11 protein-coding genes are annotated in these 13,575 nt (G+C 56.9%); 4 read left to right on the forward strand and 7 right to left on the reverse strand.

From position 1 onward, the window contains the following. Positions 1–195: 195 nt before the first annotated feature. Both HUW35_RS17590 and HUW35_RS17595 read left to right on the forward strand, forming a co-directional pair. Positions 196–1,116, forward strand: coding sequence for a TraB/GumN family protein (locus HUW35_RS17590; protein ID WP_255463366.1), 921 nt, complete (start codon positions 196–198; stop codon positions 1,114–1,116). Between the two features lie 330 nt (positions 1,117–1,446). Further along, on the forward strand, positions 1,447–2,688 hold the full coding sequence (locus HUW35_RS17595) for an OprO/OprP family phosphate-selective porin (RefSeq protein WP_181253514.1): 1,242 nt from the start codon (positions 1,447–1,449) through the stop codon (positions 2,686–2,688). Positions 2,689–2,831: 143 nt separating this feature from the next. On the opposite strand, the gene HUW35_RS17600 is transcribed toward HUW35_RS17595, so the two are convergent. Beyond that, positions 2,832–6,383, reverse strand: coding sequence for an indolepyruvate ferredoxin oxidoreductase family protein (locus HUW35_RS17600; RefSeq protein WP_181253515.1), 3,552 nt, complete (start codon positions 6,381–6,383; stop codon positions 2,832–2,834). 257 nt (positions 6,384–6,640) lie between these two features. Between HUW35_RS17600 and HUW35_RS17605 the strand changes: the two genes are divergently transcribed. Beyond that, entirely contained in the window at positions 6,641–7,111 is a 471-nt protein-coding gene (locus HUW35_RS17605) for an Lrp/AsnC family transcriptional regulator (protein ID WP_078085981.1), read from the forward strand. Between the two features lie 71 nt (positions 7,112–7,182). On the opposite strand, the gene HUW35_RS17610 is transcribed toward HUW35_RS17605, so the two are convergent. Then, on the reverse strand, positions 7,183–7,692 hold the full coding sequence (locus tag HUW35_RS17610; protein WP_181253516.1) for a shikimate kinase: 510 nt from the start codon (positions 7,690–7,692) through the stop codon (positions 7,183–7,185). Positions 7,693–7,746: 54 nt separating this feature from the next. Further along, complete coding sequence (locus HUW35_RS17615) at positions 7,747–8,469, reverse strand: DapH/DapD/GlmU-related protein (RefSeq protein WP_181253517.1); 723 nt, start codon at positions 8,467–8,469, stop codon at positions 7,747–7,749. A 164-nt stretch (positions 8,470–8,633) separates the two neighbouring features. Between HUW35_RS17615 and HUW35_RS17620 the strand changes: the two genes are divergently transcribed. Continuing rightward, complete coding sequence (locus HUW35_RS17620) at positions 8,634–9,266, forward strand: class I SAM-dependent methyltransferase (protein ID WP_181253518.1); 633 nt, start codon at positions 8,634–8,636, stop codon at positions 9,264–9,266. Here the strand turns inward: HUW35_RS17620 and HUW35_RS17625 are convergent. The 4 genes from HUW35_RS17625 to HUW35_RS17640 all read right to left on the reverse strand — a co-directional run bounded on the left by HUW35_RS17625 (position 9,192) and on the right by HUW35_RS17640 (position 13,553). Beyond that, positions 9,192–10,310: a prenyltransferase gene (locus HUW35_RS17625; RefSeq protein WP_181253519.1), complete on the reverse strand. Its 1,119-nt coding sequence runs from the start codon at positions 10,308–10,310 to the stop codon at positions 9,192–9,194. The two genes, HUW35_RS17620 and HUW35_RS17625, sit on opposite strands and share 75 nt — an antisense overlap. After that, a complete protein-coding gene (locus HUW35_RS17630) occupies positions 10,307–11,083 on the reverse strand; it encodes a class I SAM-dependent methyltransferase (RefSeq protein WP_181253520.1) in 777 nt (258 codons plus the stop codon). Before HUW35_RS17630 ends, HUW35_RS17625 begins: the two co-directional genes overlap by 4 nt. Beyond that, complete coding sequence (locus HUW35_RS17635) at positions 11,083–12,495, reverse strand: glycosyltransferase family 4 protein (protein ID WP_181253521.1); 1,413 nt, start codon at positions 12,493–12,495, stop codon at positions 11,083–11,085. The genes HUW35_RS17630 and HUW35_RS17635 overlap by 1 nt, the downstream gene beginning before the upstream one ends. A 245-nt stretch (positions 12,496–12,740) precedes the next feature. Continuing rightward, entirely contained in the window at positions 12,741–13,553 is an 813-nt protein-coding gene (locus HUW35_RS17640; RefSeq protein ID WP_181253522.1) for an OmpW family protein, read from the reverse strand. Positions 13,554–13,575 lie beyond the last annotated feature (22 nt).

Below are 13,575 nucleotides of genomic sequence, written 5' to 3' on the forward strand. Positions count from 1 at the left end.
TTGAGGGAACCTCGATTGTACAGCTGATTTCTGCGCCACGGCGCTCAATTTCCACATTGGCGATGTAAATCACAAGTCGCGCGGAATCCTGTAGAATTTTGTGCCGCCTGACTCGTTTTCGACGTTTGCCATGAACAAGAAGCGAGCAGTTCATAACTACAATACGACGGAACTCATATGCACGCCCGGATCTCTATGGCAGCAAGCCACTCTCCACGTAATATCCAGACCTATTTGGGCAGGCTACTTGCCGTAATCACGGTAGCAATTGCCCTCTGTACCTCCCCTGCCTGGGCAGAGAGCGACCGCGGACTGTTACTGCAGGCAAAAAAAGGCGCCAACACCGTCTACCTTCTCGGCTCGATTCATCTCGCCGACGACAGCTTTTATCCGCTGCGCGAGACTATTGAACAGGCTTACCGGGATAGCGACGCACTGGTGGTAGAGGCAGATGTCATTGCGATGGAGTCAGACCCGGAACTCCAGAGCAAAGTCATGCTGGAATCCCTGTACCCACCAGGGCAACAGCTGAAAGACAACATTTCCCCGGAAGTGTATGCACAACTCCAGGCGTGGTTACGTAAACGCCAGATACCCGAGGCCAACTTCAATCGCATGCGCCCTGCCATAGCGATGATCACCCTCAGCCTGATTGAAATGCAGATGCGCGGCCTCGACCCCAAGGCCGGTATTGACCGGCACTTCCTGAATCAGGCACACAGGGAAGAAAAAGAGATCCTGGAACTGGAGAGCGTGCTGCAACAACTGCGCATGCTGAATAGCCTGAAAAAGCCAGAACTCTTCCTGCAACAGACCCTGGAGCAGGTATCGGAAATGGACACTTTTGTTCCGCGCATGACCAAGGCCTGGAAATCGGGTGACCAACAGGCCCTGTACCAGCTGGTAATCAAGGAAGGATTGGACGAACACCCGGAATTTGCACAGCTCTATGAGTTGCTGTTCTACCAGCGCAACCGGGAAATGGCCGAGAACATCGACAAGCTCAGCCAGCGCTACAAAACCCTGTTTGTTGTGGTGGGTGCCGGCCACCTTGTGGGAAGCAAGTCCGTTACGGAGCTGCTGGAAAAGTCCGGATTCAGCATCGAACAAATCTGAACAATCTCCCGGGGTTGCCTTCGCGAGCAATCTCGGACACCCTTTCACACCCCACCTCTCCCCGGCAGCTCACACTTGATGTGCGAACTGCCTATACTCCCTCGCGTAATGACTGCGAGCTGTCGTAGCTGTCTTCAGTGCCCAACTGCGCCCCGGGCTCACCTGTGTCGAACCGGCAACCCCATACCCTGCGTTTGTTACAACATTATTACAGTTGGACATAAATCATTTTATGGATTCGCGAGATGTCAGAAATGTTTCTAATTTCTGACAGTTTGATGATGCTGATACACTCCGCGGCCATAAATTCGCAGAAAAATAGGACTGTACATGCAACCCTTCCACAAGAGCCTGATGGCCTTGACCATGACCAGCCTGCTCTCTGGAGCTGCCGCGGCAGATGAAGCGGAATCCAAGGGCGGCCTGAAAATTACCTCCGACGACGGAAACTTTTCCGCCTCGTTGGGTGGGCGCATTCACTTTGACACCTACCTGTTCGATACCGATATCGAAGATCCCGTGAGCACCACGGATTTTCGCCGGGCGCGCATCACCCTCAAGGGCAGTATCTACGACTGGAAATACGTGCTGGAGCAGGACTTTACCGGCGGCAGTACCCCCGGCGGCTTCCGCGATGTGTTTATCGCCCATAAATTCCTGAACGGCGAGGTGCGCATCGGCCAGTTCAAGCCCTTCCGCTCCATGGCCGAGATGACCAGCTCCAACGAAATCACCATGTTGGAACGCCCCTTCTCCAGTGCCACAGGCCTGTATGAGGACTACCAGTTCCAGCAGGGCATCGGCTGGACCGGGGTAATGGACTGCTTCACCATGGGCTTGATGGCATTTAACCTGCGCGACGCCAGCACCCCGCGCAATGCCGGTATCGGCACTGCAGGCCGCCTCTCGTGGGCCCCGATCAATACCGATATGGCCACGTTCCACCTGGGCACGTCCATCAACTACGAGAACGCCAACCAGAACTCCAGCGACCTCACCGCCGAGGCTGACTACGCTGGCCGCCGCGGCCCCTCCCAGCTGATGGCGCTCACCCCCGGCGACCTTGGCGGAGATGTAACCACTGCTGCACTGGAGCTGGCAGGCAGCTACGGCCCCCTGTATGTACAGTCGGAATATGTCATCGGTGATTTTGAGGCCGACTACTTTCTGAGTGAGGCCGATTTCGAAGACGAGTTTGGCGCACCGGCACCCTTCTACTGCGATCCGCAATTCGGCTGCTATATCCAGGATCAGTCGGTACACACCTGGTATGTTCAGGGCAGCTGGATGCTGACCGGAGAGCACAAGACGTACAATCAAAAGCGCGGCGCCTTCAACTCCGCCAGACCCTCAGGTGATGGCCTCTGGGGCGGCGCCTGGGAGCTCACAGCCCGTTACGACACCATGGAAAACCGGGATATTCGCGACCTGAAAGCCAACAGTGCGCAGGTTGGTGTGAACTACTATGCCAATCGCAACGTGCGCGTGATGCTGAACCTGATCTTTGGCGACAACGAGTTTACCGGTGACAAAACCAACCAGCTGGGATTGCGAGTGCAAATGGGCTGGTAAAACGGTTGATAGGGGGCTGGCACTAGCCAACCCTGAAAACCGACAGGTTCACCAAGAAATGTGATCCACAAAAAAAAGCGAGCCAATTGGCTCGCTTTTTTTGTACCACTCAATTTCGCGACAATCGCCGCGAAACCGGGGCATCAACCCACTTGCTGGGCTTTGGCAGGGTCAAACACTTCCACTTGGGCGGGCGTGTCTTGCACGGTCTCCTTCGGGTTGTAGAACCGCTGCAGAGACAGATCGCGTGCTTCCCGCGCCAGCTCCACATTGCGATCCTTGACCAGGCCATAACCGCGTATTTGATCCGCATATCCCAGCAGCTCGATGGCTGCAGCGTGGTTCTCCGCATTCAAACGGCCAACGACTTCATCTACCAGCTTTTCGTATTCACGAATCAGTGAGCGCTCCATCTTGCGCTCGGCGGTATAACCGAAAACATCCAGAGCGGTTCCACGCAGGAATTTGAATTTGGCCAGTACACCGAACGCCTTGTGCATCCAGCCACCGAACTTGATTTTGCGCGGGCGCCCGAGATTTTTATCGAAGCGGCTGATCAGCGGCGGTGCCAAATTGAACTCCAGCTCAAAGTCACCGGCAAAGTTTTCCCGCAGGGATTCCACAAAGCGCCCATCGCTGTAGAGGCGCGCCACCTCGTATTCGTCCTTGTAGGCAAGCAATTTCGCATAGTTGCGTGCAACCACCTCGGCCAGTGCTTCACTACCCGGCACTTTGAGGATTTCCGCCCCCTTGACCTTGTCTACCAGCGCCCGATAGCGCTGCGCCAGCGCCGCATTCTGATAGCCCGTGAGATGGGCAGTGCGGTGGGCAACAATTTCTTCCAGCCCTTGAGGCAAGGTTTTTTCTTCGTCGCGGGAAAGCAGACGATCCAACGCCGCGCGGTCCTGTGCCGCCAATCGTCCAGCGGCAAGCCCCTGCAGATTACCCTCAACGGCGACACCATTCAGGCGAATAGCTTCGCGAATCGCATCCAGCCCCAGCGGAATCAGTCCTTTTTGCCAGGCGTAACCGAGCATGAAGATGTTCGCCGCCAAGGTGTCCCCCAGTGCCGCCTTGGTCAGTGCGTGCCCCTCCACCACATCCAACTCCGCAACCGCGTCCTTGATGGTATCGAGTACCGCCTGTGGAGAGTGAATGTCCTCACGCCCCAGCACGGATGCCGCGGTTGGGCTCAGATGGGTATTCACCACTGCGCGGCTGTGGGTTTCATCCAGCTTGGCGAGACTCGCAGACAGGTTACCGGCAGCGATCAGGTCACAGGCCATCAGGCCGTCGGCACGGCCGTCAGAGATACGCACGGCCTTGAGCGCTTCAGGACTATTGGCAAAACGCACATGGGAGTACACCGCCCCGCCCTTCTGCGCGAGACCGGTCTGATCCAGGGTGCTACAGGCCTTGTCTTCAATATGCGCCGCCATCGCCAGCAACGCGCCAATGGTCACCACACCGGTACCACCGACGCCGGTCACCAGCAGGTTGAATGGCTCACTCAGGTCCGGCAGTTCCGGTGCCGGCAGCTTGTCCGCTTCCTGACACAGGGTATCGCCGACACCGGCGCGCTTGTTCAACTTGCCGCCCTTCACCGTGACAAACGACGGACAGAAACCGTTTACGCAGGACATATCCTGGTTGCAGGTGGTCTGGTTAATACGGCGCTTGTCACCCAGGGCGGTATCAACTTTTTCCACGGCGATACAACTCGACTGGGTGACACAATCCCCACAGCCCTCACACACCAGCTCGTTGATAAACGGGCGCCCTTCCGCTTTCGGCAACAGACCGCGCTTGCGCTTGCGGCGCAGCTCCGTGGCACAGGTCTGGTCGTAAACAATAACGGTACAGCCGGGCGCCTCGCGCAATTCCTTCATCACGGCGGGCATGTGATCCCGGTGGCGGATTTCCACCTCACCGGGGAAGCTCAGTTTTCCTTTGTACTTGTCGGTGTTGTCCATCACCAACACCACCTTGTTTACGCCCTCGGCAAGAACCTGACGACAGATCATGTCCGGCAGCAGTTCGCCATCGTGGGGCTGGCCGCCGGTCATGGCGACGGCGTCGTTAAACAGGATTTTGTAGGTGATATTCACCTTTGCCGCCACTGCGGCGCGAATCGCGAGAATCCCGGAGTGGAAATAGGTCCCGTCACCGAGATTGACGAATACATGAGGCTCGCTGGTAAAGGCCGCCTGGCCAATCCAGTTGACCCCCTCTGCACCCATCTGGGTAAAGGTGTAGGTTTCCCGGTCCAGCCACTGCGCCATGTAGTGACAGCCAATCCCCGCCAGCGCTCGGCTGCCCTCGGGCACGCGAGTGGAGCGGTTGTGGGGGCAACCGGCACAGAACATCGGCAGGCGCGCAACGCTGGAACCGGCCTGGGCCGAGATACGCTCGGCCAGCGCATCGAGCCGCATCAAGCGATGCTTGGCGCGCTCGTTCAGGTTGTCCTCACCCAGCAGGTAACCAAGTACCTGGGCCACCACCGCCGGGGAAAGCTCGCCATACATGGGAAGCAGCGGATTATCGTGCTCGTCGACCTTGCCGAGGATGCGCGGGAAATGCGGGTCACGCAGATGGACGTTGTACAGCTCTTCTTTCAGCTGCACTTCCATCAGGCTGCGTTTTTCTTCGAGCACCAGTAGTGAATCGAGGCCGCGGGCAAACTCCTGGATACCTGGTACGTCCAGCGGATAGGTCATGCCCACCTTGAGAATCCGGATTCCCAGCGCGCGGGCACCGTCCTCGTCGATCCCCATATCCTCAAAGGCCTGCATCAGGTCCAGATGGGCCTTACCCGCAGTGACGATACCCAGTGTTGCCTCCGGGTTATCCAGTACCAGCTTGTTCAGCTGGTTGGCACGGGCAAATGCCAGCGCAGCGGGACGCTTGTAGCGCCACAGGCGCTCTTCCTGCTCGAGGGGATTGTCCTGCTTGCGGATATTGAGGCCGCCCTCGGGGCGCTCGATTTCCGGGTACTGGAATGAGACCGCAGACGGATCCACTTCAACGGTGGAAGCGCTGTCCATATTTTCTGCGAGGGTAATCATCGCCACCCAGCAGCCGCTGAAACGAGATAGCTCCAGGCCATACAGGCCGTAATCCAGCACTTCCTGGACCGTGGCCGGGTTCAGCACCGGGATATGCATATCGACGAAAGCGAATTCGGATTGCCCGGGATAGGAGGAGGATTTACAGCCGTGGTCATCCCCGGAAATGATCAGTGCACCGCCCTTGGGGGAAGAACCCGCGGCGTTGGCGTGGCGAAATGCATCGCAGGAGCGGTCTACGCCGGGGGTTTTGCCGTACCAGATACCGCAGACCCCATCCACTTCGGCGCCCTCAAACAGGCCCACCTGCTGGGAACCCCATACGGAAGTCGCCGCCAGCTCTTCATTCACACCGGGCACAAAGCGGATGTTGTATTCGTCGAGTAGTCCGCTGGCACGGGACAACTGCTGGTCGTAGCCACCGAGGGGAGATCCGCGGTAACCGGAAATAAAAGTGGCGGTATTGAGGCCGCGCGCCTGGTCGATACGCATCTGATCAATTGGCAAGCGCACCAGCGCCTGGATGCCGGAAAGCAGTACCTTGCCCTTGAGAATGGTGTACCTGTCGTCCAGGGAGACTTTTTTGGTAGTGACTGCCTGAGAATCGGTGTTCACTTTCTGCTCACTCATACGCCTACTTCTACTCGCTGGTATGTGGTGGTCCACTACTGAAAGGGACGTCCGCTAATTATTGTGATTCGAGGCGCGCGTCGCAGTCTCAGGCGCTGATTTAAACGACTTATTCTGTGGCAACCCAAAATAGCGACGGCGTGGTCAAGTCATACTAGAGCCTAAAGCTCAATGAAACATTGCTTTATTTACAAGTTTGCACGTAAAATTATGACAGCCATCTCGGCCAAACAAGAATTTGTAGGACAGGAGTTTATATGAAGCGCTCAACCGACCTGGATGATTTCGACCGCAAGATTCTGCGGGCGCTGCAGGAGAACGCCGATTATTCCATGGCTGAGCTCGGAGACAAAGTGGGCCTGTCTCACACGCCGTGCTGGCGTCGCATCAAGCGCCTGGAGGCAGAAGGCATCATCCGTGGCCGCGTCACCCTCCTGGATCCGCGAAAACTTGACCTCGGAGTCACAGTATACTGCTATGTGACCATCCACAACCACGACGAAGAATCCCTGAACAGTTTTGAGTCCGCGGTACAGGATGTGCAGGAAGTGGTGGAATGCTACTCCACTAGCGGAGACAAAGATTACGTGCTGCGCGTGGTAGTAGACAGCGTAGAGCACTATGAGCAGCTGCTGAAGCGCTCGCTGGTGCACCTGCCCAATGTCGCGTCGGTGAATTCCACCTTCGCCCTGAAACAGGTCAAGTACACCACCCAGCTGCCACTTTAACTGGCGAACGACCTAAAGCTGTACCGGGTGCCTCGTTGCACCCGGTACAGTCGTCTTGTCTGAAGAGTCGATTAGCGAGACTGCAGCTTGCTGACCACCTGAGCCAGAACCTGCTCAAGGGATTGCTCGTCACAGTCGACCACGATATCCGCGTATCGCCGATACAGCGCCTGCCGCTCTTCGAACAACTCCTCAAAGCTTTGCCCCGGCGCCTTGGCGATACCGCGGCTTTCGTAATTGTGGATTCTGCGACGCAATTCATCTGCTGAGCAATTCAGGAAAACCGCGGGGCCGAACTTTAGCAGGTTGTGCATACCTTCTTCGCTATACACTGCGCTGCCGCCGGTGGCGATAACATGATTGGGCAGGTGTGCCTCGGCAATCACCTCTCCCTCGATACGGCGAAGATTCAGGTAATCGCTCTCATTCATGATTTCCTGCAGGGTTTTGTCTTCCCGCAGCTGGATCAACACATCCGTATCCACAAAATCTTTTGCCAGCTCCTTCGCCAACAAAACCCCCAGCGTACTTTTGCCGGCACCCGGCATTCCGATCAGTACAACACTGCCCTGCTTATGCATTGTTATTAGACTTCCTATTAGACGCTTTGTGAGACCCGATACGGGGCTTGCCCCTCAGTCTCCTCGCCGCGGCAGCACCAGCGACCGCAGCCAACCCAGCAGGCCATTGCCCGCGAGCAGCATTTTATCCAATTCATCCAGATTGTGCGCCTGCCGGAAACTGTCGGCAAACAGAGCCTCGCGCGTGATCATGCGTCGCCGAGGATTGATCTGCTTGATCTCGCGCGCCGGATTGCCCGCAACCACAGCATTGGCCGGTACATCCCGGGTCACCACACTGCCCGCCCCCACCACGGCGTTGTCGCCGATTGAAACGCCCTTGCAGATGATGGCGCTGTCGCCGATCCAGACATTGTTACCGAGTGAGACCGGCTCGGTGCAGCGAAATGGCCGGGTGCGGTTGTACAGGCCATGCCAGTCCGAGTCGGAAATGTACACGTTGGCGGCGAGCATACAGGCGTCGCCAAGGGTAATAGACTGGCCGGCAGAAATACGCACGCCGGGGGAAATGAGCACGTAATCACCAATCGTAATGTACGCTTCACCACCACGGTGCCCCATGGCGGTAAGCCGGATACAGTTATCCGGTGTCGAGATCAGATGCGGGAAGTCCCCCAGCCGAATATTGCTGCCAAACACCTTGACCGACGCCGGGTGCATGATTTCCGGTTCGCACCCAACCGCATCAAATTGCGGCAAAAGAAAGTGGCGGCTGCGCCAGTTGCGAAACCGGAGCAACAAGCGCTTCAGCCAATATGGTCTATGATCCTTGCGCATGGTCTTTCGAGGCCACTCATGTTGTTGGTTGAAATCTTGTTATTGAATTGGGGCCCAGCCACGCAATCATTTTGTCACGGGATCTGCGCTACCAGCACATTGCAAAGCGTTGTGCGCGCCGGTACTGTCAGGCGCACTTCAATCAGTTATCACAGAATAGAAAAATGGAAACCTCAATCCCGTTCGATTTACCCCTGGACATCGAAACCGTCAAAGGCTTTCTCGACCCACAAGAAGGCGAAGCTCTGTACCGGCTGGCCGCAGAAGCCAGCGATCGGGGGCCGGTCCTAGAAGTAGGCAGCTATTGCGGCAAATCCACCGTCTATCTTGGCAGTGCATGCAAACTGATGAACAACTCCCTGTTTGCAGTAGACCATCACCGCGGATCGGAAGAGCACCAGCCCGGTGAGGAATATCACGATAGCGAACTGTTCGACGATCGCAGCCAGTTGATGGACAGCTTCCACAACTTCCGCAGCAACATGCGCGCGGCGGCGCTCGAAGATCACGTCGTGCCGGTTGTGGCCCCGTCGGCAGTGGCTGCGCGACACTGGAACACCCCGCTCGGGCTGGTGTTTATCGATGGCGGCCACTCCCTGGAAGCCGCACTCACCGATTACCGCAGCTGGAGCCGGCATATCGTGCCCGGCGGATTCCTGGCGATCCACGACATTTTTCCCGACCCGAAGGATGGCGGTCAGGCGCCCTATGAAATCTATAAGTTAGCGCTGGCTTCCGGTCAATTCGAAGTGGTGGAGATGGTCAAGACCCTCGGTATCCTGCGCCGAATCCAGTAAGTTCACCTGCGTAAACAGACCGCTGGCGGGAGTAAGCCCCGCCAGCGCATCCGCCGCCAACAGCATGGCACCCACCGTCCAGGTCGTTTTTTCTTCCGGCCAGACGGCACTGTCCCGGTAAACGTATCCAGTCCAGTAACCACCGTCCGTGTCCTGCCAGCGATGCAGCCCGCGGTAGATAGTTTCCGCCCTGGCGGTATCACCCGCGGCCAATAAAGCCATGGTAAGCTCGCAGGATTCCGCCACGGTTACCCAGGGCTCATCGTTCACACAGCGGCAGCCGAGCCCGGCCACAACAAACTCATCCCACTTCTGCTGCAGGCGCAGGCGTGCGCCGGCTCCATCGAACACCCCGGTCAGCACCGGGTAAAACCAATCCATAGAGAAGCGCGCCTTGCTCTCCCAGGTACGGTCGAAACGATGGGGCTTTTCCCGCAGCGCCTTACCTAACATGGTGCGCGCTCGCCGCCAATCGGGCTGGGGAAATGCCAGCACCACAGCGATATTGATCGCACACTCGAGGCTTTTGTATATCGAGGAACAGCCGGTAATCAGAGCATCCTGCAAAGGCTCGCCCTGACTATTTACCGCCCACTGTATTTCACCGTGCTCAGATTGCAGCGTCAGGACAAAATCGATTGCTTTTTTAACCATCGGCCAGAAGCGCAACAGAAAATCCCGGTCGCCGGTAATCAGAAAGTGATGCCAGATACCCGTGGCGATATAGGCAACAAAATTGCTTTCACGCCGCTCGCGATTGTCCACCTGCCCATTCTTGTAGGCAGCCCACCAGCTGCCATCTTGCAGCTGGATACCGGCCAGCCAGGCATAGGCACTTTCCGCCGCCCGGTACTCGCCGGCAATACTGAGCCCCATGGCCGCTTCCACATGATCCCAGGGATCCGCGTAGTGGCCACTGAACCAGGGGATACAGCCGTCTTCCAGCTGCTGGGAGAGAATGTAGTCCGCACTACGCCGGATAAAGTCCAATGGAAATAGCGCAGGCGGCTCCTCTGTAATCTGTAGTTCCGGGGCGTTATTCATGCAGCAATCCCCTGCTCTGCAGATTCTTTGTTCGAGGTCTGCACCGGGGCCACCTGGGTCTCAGGCTGCCCAGGCTTCACAAAATACAGGGCAATACTTTTACCCAGAATCGGGTTACACAGTTTTTCCAGCCAGCGGGTCAAGCGCGGCTTCTGCATCAGATCCCAGACCAGGAACCTGTGATAGGCGGCAATCGCCGGATGCTCATCGCGCCCCCACAACAGGCACTTGAGCCACCAGAAAGGCGCGTGCAGTGCATGGGCCTTGTGACGGGCAAAAAACTGATGCCCCAATGCCTCGATATTTCTGCGCAGGTGCTTTTCGCGGAATATCCGGATATGTCCACCCTCCACCTGGTGGTAGGCGTCGGACAACTTCCAGCACACCCACTCTGGGAAAAATGCCGGAACCGTGGCCGCGAAAATCCCGGAGGGTTTCAGCACACGATTGATTTCAGCGAGCACACCCTGGTAATCCTCGATATGTTCCAGTACCTCGGAACAGATCACCACATCAAAAAAATCATCGACAAACGGTAGTTGCAGGGCATTTCCCACACCGAACTGCACCCGTCCAGTCTGTTGCCCGGCAGTGATAAAAGGTTGAGCGCGCTCACTTGCAGTCGTGATATCCCGCAAACTCAGGTCAATACCAAAAATATCCACCGCGTCGGTCAGCATCAGATGGATGGCATGACGACCTTCGCCACACCCCAGATCCAGTACCCGCTGTCCGGGCTTCAGATTCAATAACGCGGGATCTACGGTAATCATCAGGCAGCCTCCCCGCGGTTCTTCCCCTCGGCGCACGCGCTGTCGGCCACACTCCCCGCCTCGCCGGCGGCTGCGCTGTTGGCAGATTCTTGCGCTGCTAGATGGTGTTCGCCAGAGACAGGGGCTTGCGCCCTGCCCTCGTCGCCGATAATGGTCCGGTAGTAAGACACCAGATGAGAGGCAGCTACCTGCCAGGAGAAGTGCTCTTCTATACGTCGTCGTCCGGCAGCTGCCAGTGATTTGCGCAGCGCTTCGTCGCCTAGCAGCTGGTCAATAGCCCGGGCCAGCGCACCGCTGTCACCTGCTGGTACCACAATACCCGCATCGCCCACCACTTCTGGCAAAGCACCACCATCGCTGGAAACAACCGGCACGCCGCAGGCCATTGCCTCTCCGGCCGGAAGCCCAAAGCCTTCGTAGAGCGAAGGACAGACAACCATGCCGGAAGCGGCGTAATGCTCGACCATCTCGCGATTGGAGATACCGGATACAAATCGCACCGCCGATGCCAGACCCAGCTCCTCGAGCAACTTCTCGGTCGCCCCACCACTCTTCAGCCGACCAACCACCAACAACTTGAGCTGCGGGTAACGCACACGCAGCAACGCCAGAGCCTGCAAAAGAAAGCGCAGTCCTTTCAACGGCTGATCGGCCGAGGCGGTGGTCATAATCTGAAACGTGTCTGGAATGATTTGTGGCTGAGGAGCAAACACTTCCGTATCGATGCCGTTATAAATCAACTTCAGCTGGGACGGTGCCACGCCAAATTGCTCGACGATATCGCGCAATGATTGCGCCGATACCGTGACAATATTTTGAAGGCGGCGGGATACCTTGATCTGCATTCCAAGAAAGCTGTGCCAACGCCGCACCAGTAGTCGATAGAACCAGTCCGGTGCAGCATCGATCGCCAGTTGGCGGTCGCGGGTGATCGGGTGGTGAATCGTCGCCACCACCGGCAAGCCCTGTTTTTCAATGTCCAGCAGGCCATAGCAGAGTGACTGGTTGTCGTGCACTACGTCGTAGTCTTTGCCCTTCTTGCGCAGGTAGTGCGCAACCCTACGGCCAAAGGTATAGGGTTCGACAAAGCCACCGGTGAGCTTACCCCACCATTCGTAAAAGTCTGCCCAGCTCAGTAGATGCTTCGGTTTCAGAGCGCGTGTCGGGTGCGGATGTTCATAGAGGTTGAGCCCGGGCATCTTGATCAGGCGCACGCGCGGGTCCAGCTCTGGATAGGGTTGACCGGAAATCACGTCAACGCGATGTCCCGCCTCTACCAGCGCTTTGCTCAGATAATGAAGGTAAATCCCCTGCCCGCCGCAGTGGGGATGGCTGCGATAGCCCAGCAAGCAGATATTTAATGGCCGCGAACCGGCCGGTGGACCGTCTGTACGATTTCCCAAGGCGGTCATAGTTTCCCCGTAGTTATTGTTTTGGCGAACACAAAATCGGGCGCCGCAAAGGGCGAAGAATACACCGGCAAAGAAATGACTGCCAGACAGAATCCGTCCACCATCAAGGCTAGACCACTCAGTCCGTCTTACGGGGGTCAGGCTCTAGCTCAATTGAACCGCCAGGATGGGACCCGCAACACAAAACCCCGACCTCGCAACAGAAGCAAGCGCCGGGGCAATAGTGTCTGGAGCATTTGATCAGGTCAGAAGCTGAACTTGTAGCCCACGCCAAGATTGAAGATCCAGGAGTCGTACTCCAGCTTGTCTTTGTAGCGAATGGAGTCAACTACGATGCCGTTACTCAGCACCACATTATCGACGCCGACTTCAATTTCGGGGTCCGCATCGACATACATGGCGGATGCATTGAACAGCCAGTTGGCATCGCGGCCGAATTCAATATCAATCCCCACCTGCGCAGTCCAGCCCCAGGAACTACCAAAATTGATCAGACCGCGATCCACGCGGTCAACAACTGCGCCATTTGCATTGACCACGTCCTGAACAAATACCGGACGCAAAAAATCCTGCTTGATGTCGGTATAGTTCACACCGATCCCCACATAGGGCTGCACCCAGGATTCAACACAAACCGGGTACCAGTCGACAAAAAAGCTGGTTACGTTGGTTTCGAAATTACCCAGGCTATCGGAACTGAAGAAATCAAATTCATCGGAAACCGCGTAGGTGCTGTAGTCCGCATCCAGCTTGGCGCTGTTCATGTGATACAGCTCGACGGCCCAGTGGTCGGCCACAAAGTAAGTACCGTTAATAAACCAAGTGGTATCGTTATCCAGATTCAGGGAATCACCGATTCGCACCGGAATAAATACGTCGGGATCATCGGGATCCCGGACATCTACGACGGTAGACTCGGAAAAAACGGAGTCATCGGTTTCCATATAGGCGGCACCGACACGCAAGATAAGATCACCGCCATTAAAGTCGGCAAAGGCCGGCGAAGTTGCACCCGCGGCAACAATGGCCAACGGCAGAAGAAGGGACTTGGTTCGCATGGGTAACTCCTTGTAACTCTGA

It is taken from the genome of Microbulbifer sp. YPW1 (assembly GCF_013367775.1).
Lineage (GTDB): Bacteria > Pseudomonadota > Gammaproteobacteria > Pseudomonadales > Cellvibrionaceae > Microbulbifer.

Bases quoted from the DNA above. Each gene is read 5' to 3' on its own strand.
- HUW35_RS17620 (WP_181253518.1), top strand. From the start codon at position 8,634: ATGGAAACCTCAATCCCGTTCGATTTACCCCTGGACATCGAAACCGTC.
- HUW35_RS17625 (WP_181253519.1), bottom strand. From the start codon at position 10,310: ATGAATAACGCCCCGGAACTACAGATTACAGAGGAGCCGCCTGCGCTA.
- HUW35_RS17640 (WP_181253522.1), bottom strand. From the start codon at position 13,553: ATGCGAACCAAGTCCCTTCTTCTGCCGTTGGCCATTGTTGCCGCGGGT.
- HUW35_RS17605 (WP_078085981.1), top strand. From the start codon at position 6,641: ATGAAGCGCTCAACCGACCTGGATGATTTCGACCGCAAGATTCTGCGG.
- HUW35_RS17615 (WP_181253517.1), bottom strand. From the start codon at position 8,469: ATGCGCAAGGATCATAGACCATATTGGCTGAAGCGCTTGTTGCTCCGG.
- HUW35_RS17600 (WP_181253515.1), bottom strand. From the start codon at position 6,383: ATGAGTGAGCAGAAAGTGAACACCGATTCTCAGGCAGTCACTACCAAA.
- HUW35_RS17590 (WP_255463366.1), top strand. From the start codon at position 196: ATGGCAGCAAGCCACTCTCCACGTAATATCCAGACCTATTTGGGCAGG.
- HUW35_RS17630 (WP_181253520.1), bottom strand. From the start codon at position 11,083: ATGATTACCGTAGATCCCGCGTTATTGAATCTGAAGCCCGGACAGCGG.
- HUW35_RS17635 (WP_181253521.1), bottom strand. From the start codon at position 12,495: ATGACCGCCTTGGGAAATCGTACAGACGGTCCACCGGCCGGTTCGCGG.
- HUW35_RS17610 (WP_181253516.1), bottom strand. From the start codon at position 7,692: ATGCATAAGCAGGGCAGTGTTGTACTGATCGGAATGCCGGGTGCCGGC.
- HUW35_RS17595 (WP_181253514.1), top strand. From the start codon at position 1,447: ATGCAACCCTTCCACAAGAGCCTGATGGCCTTGACCATGACCAGCCTG.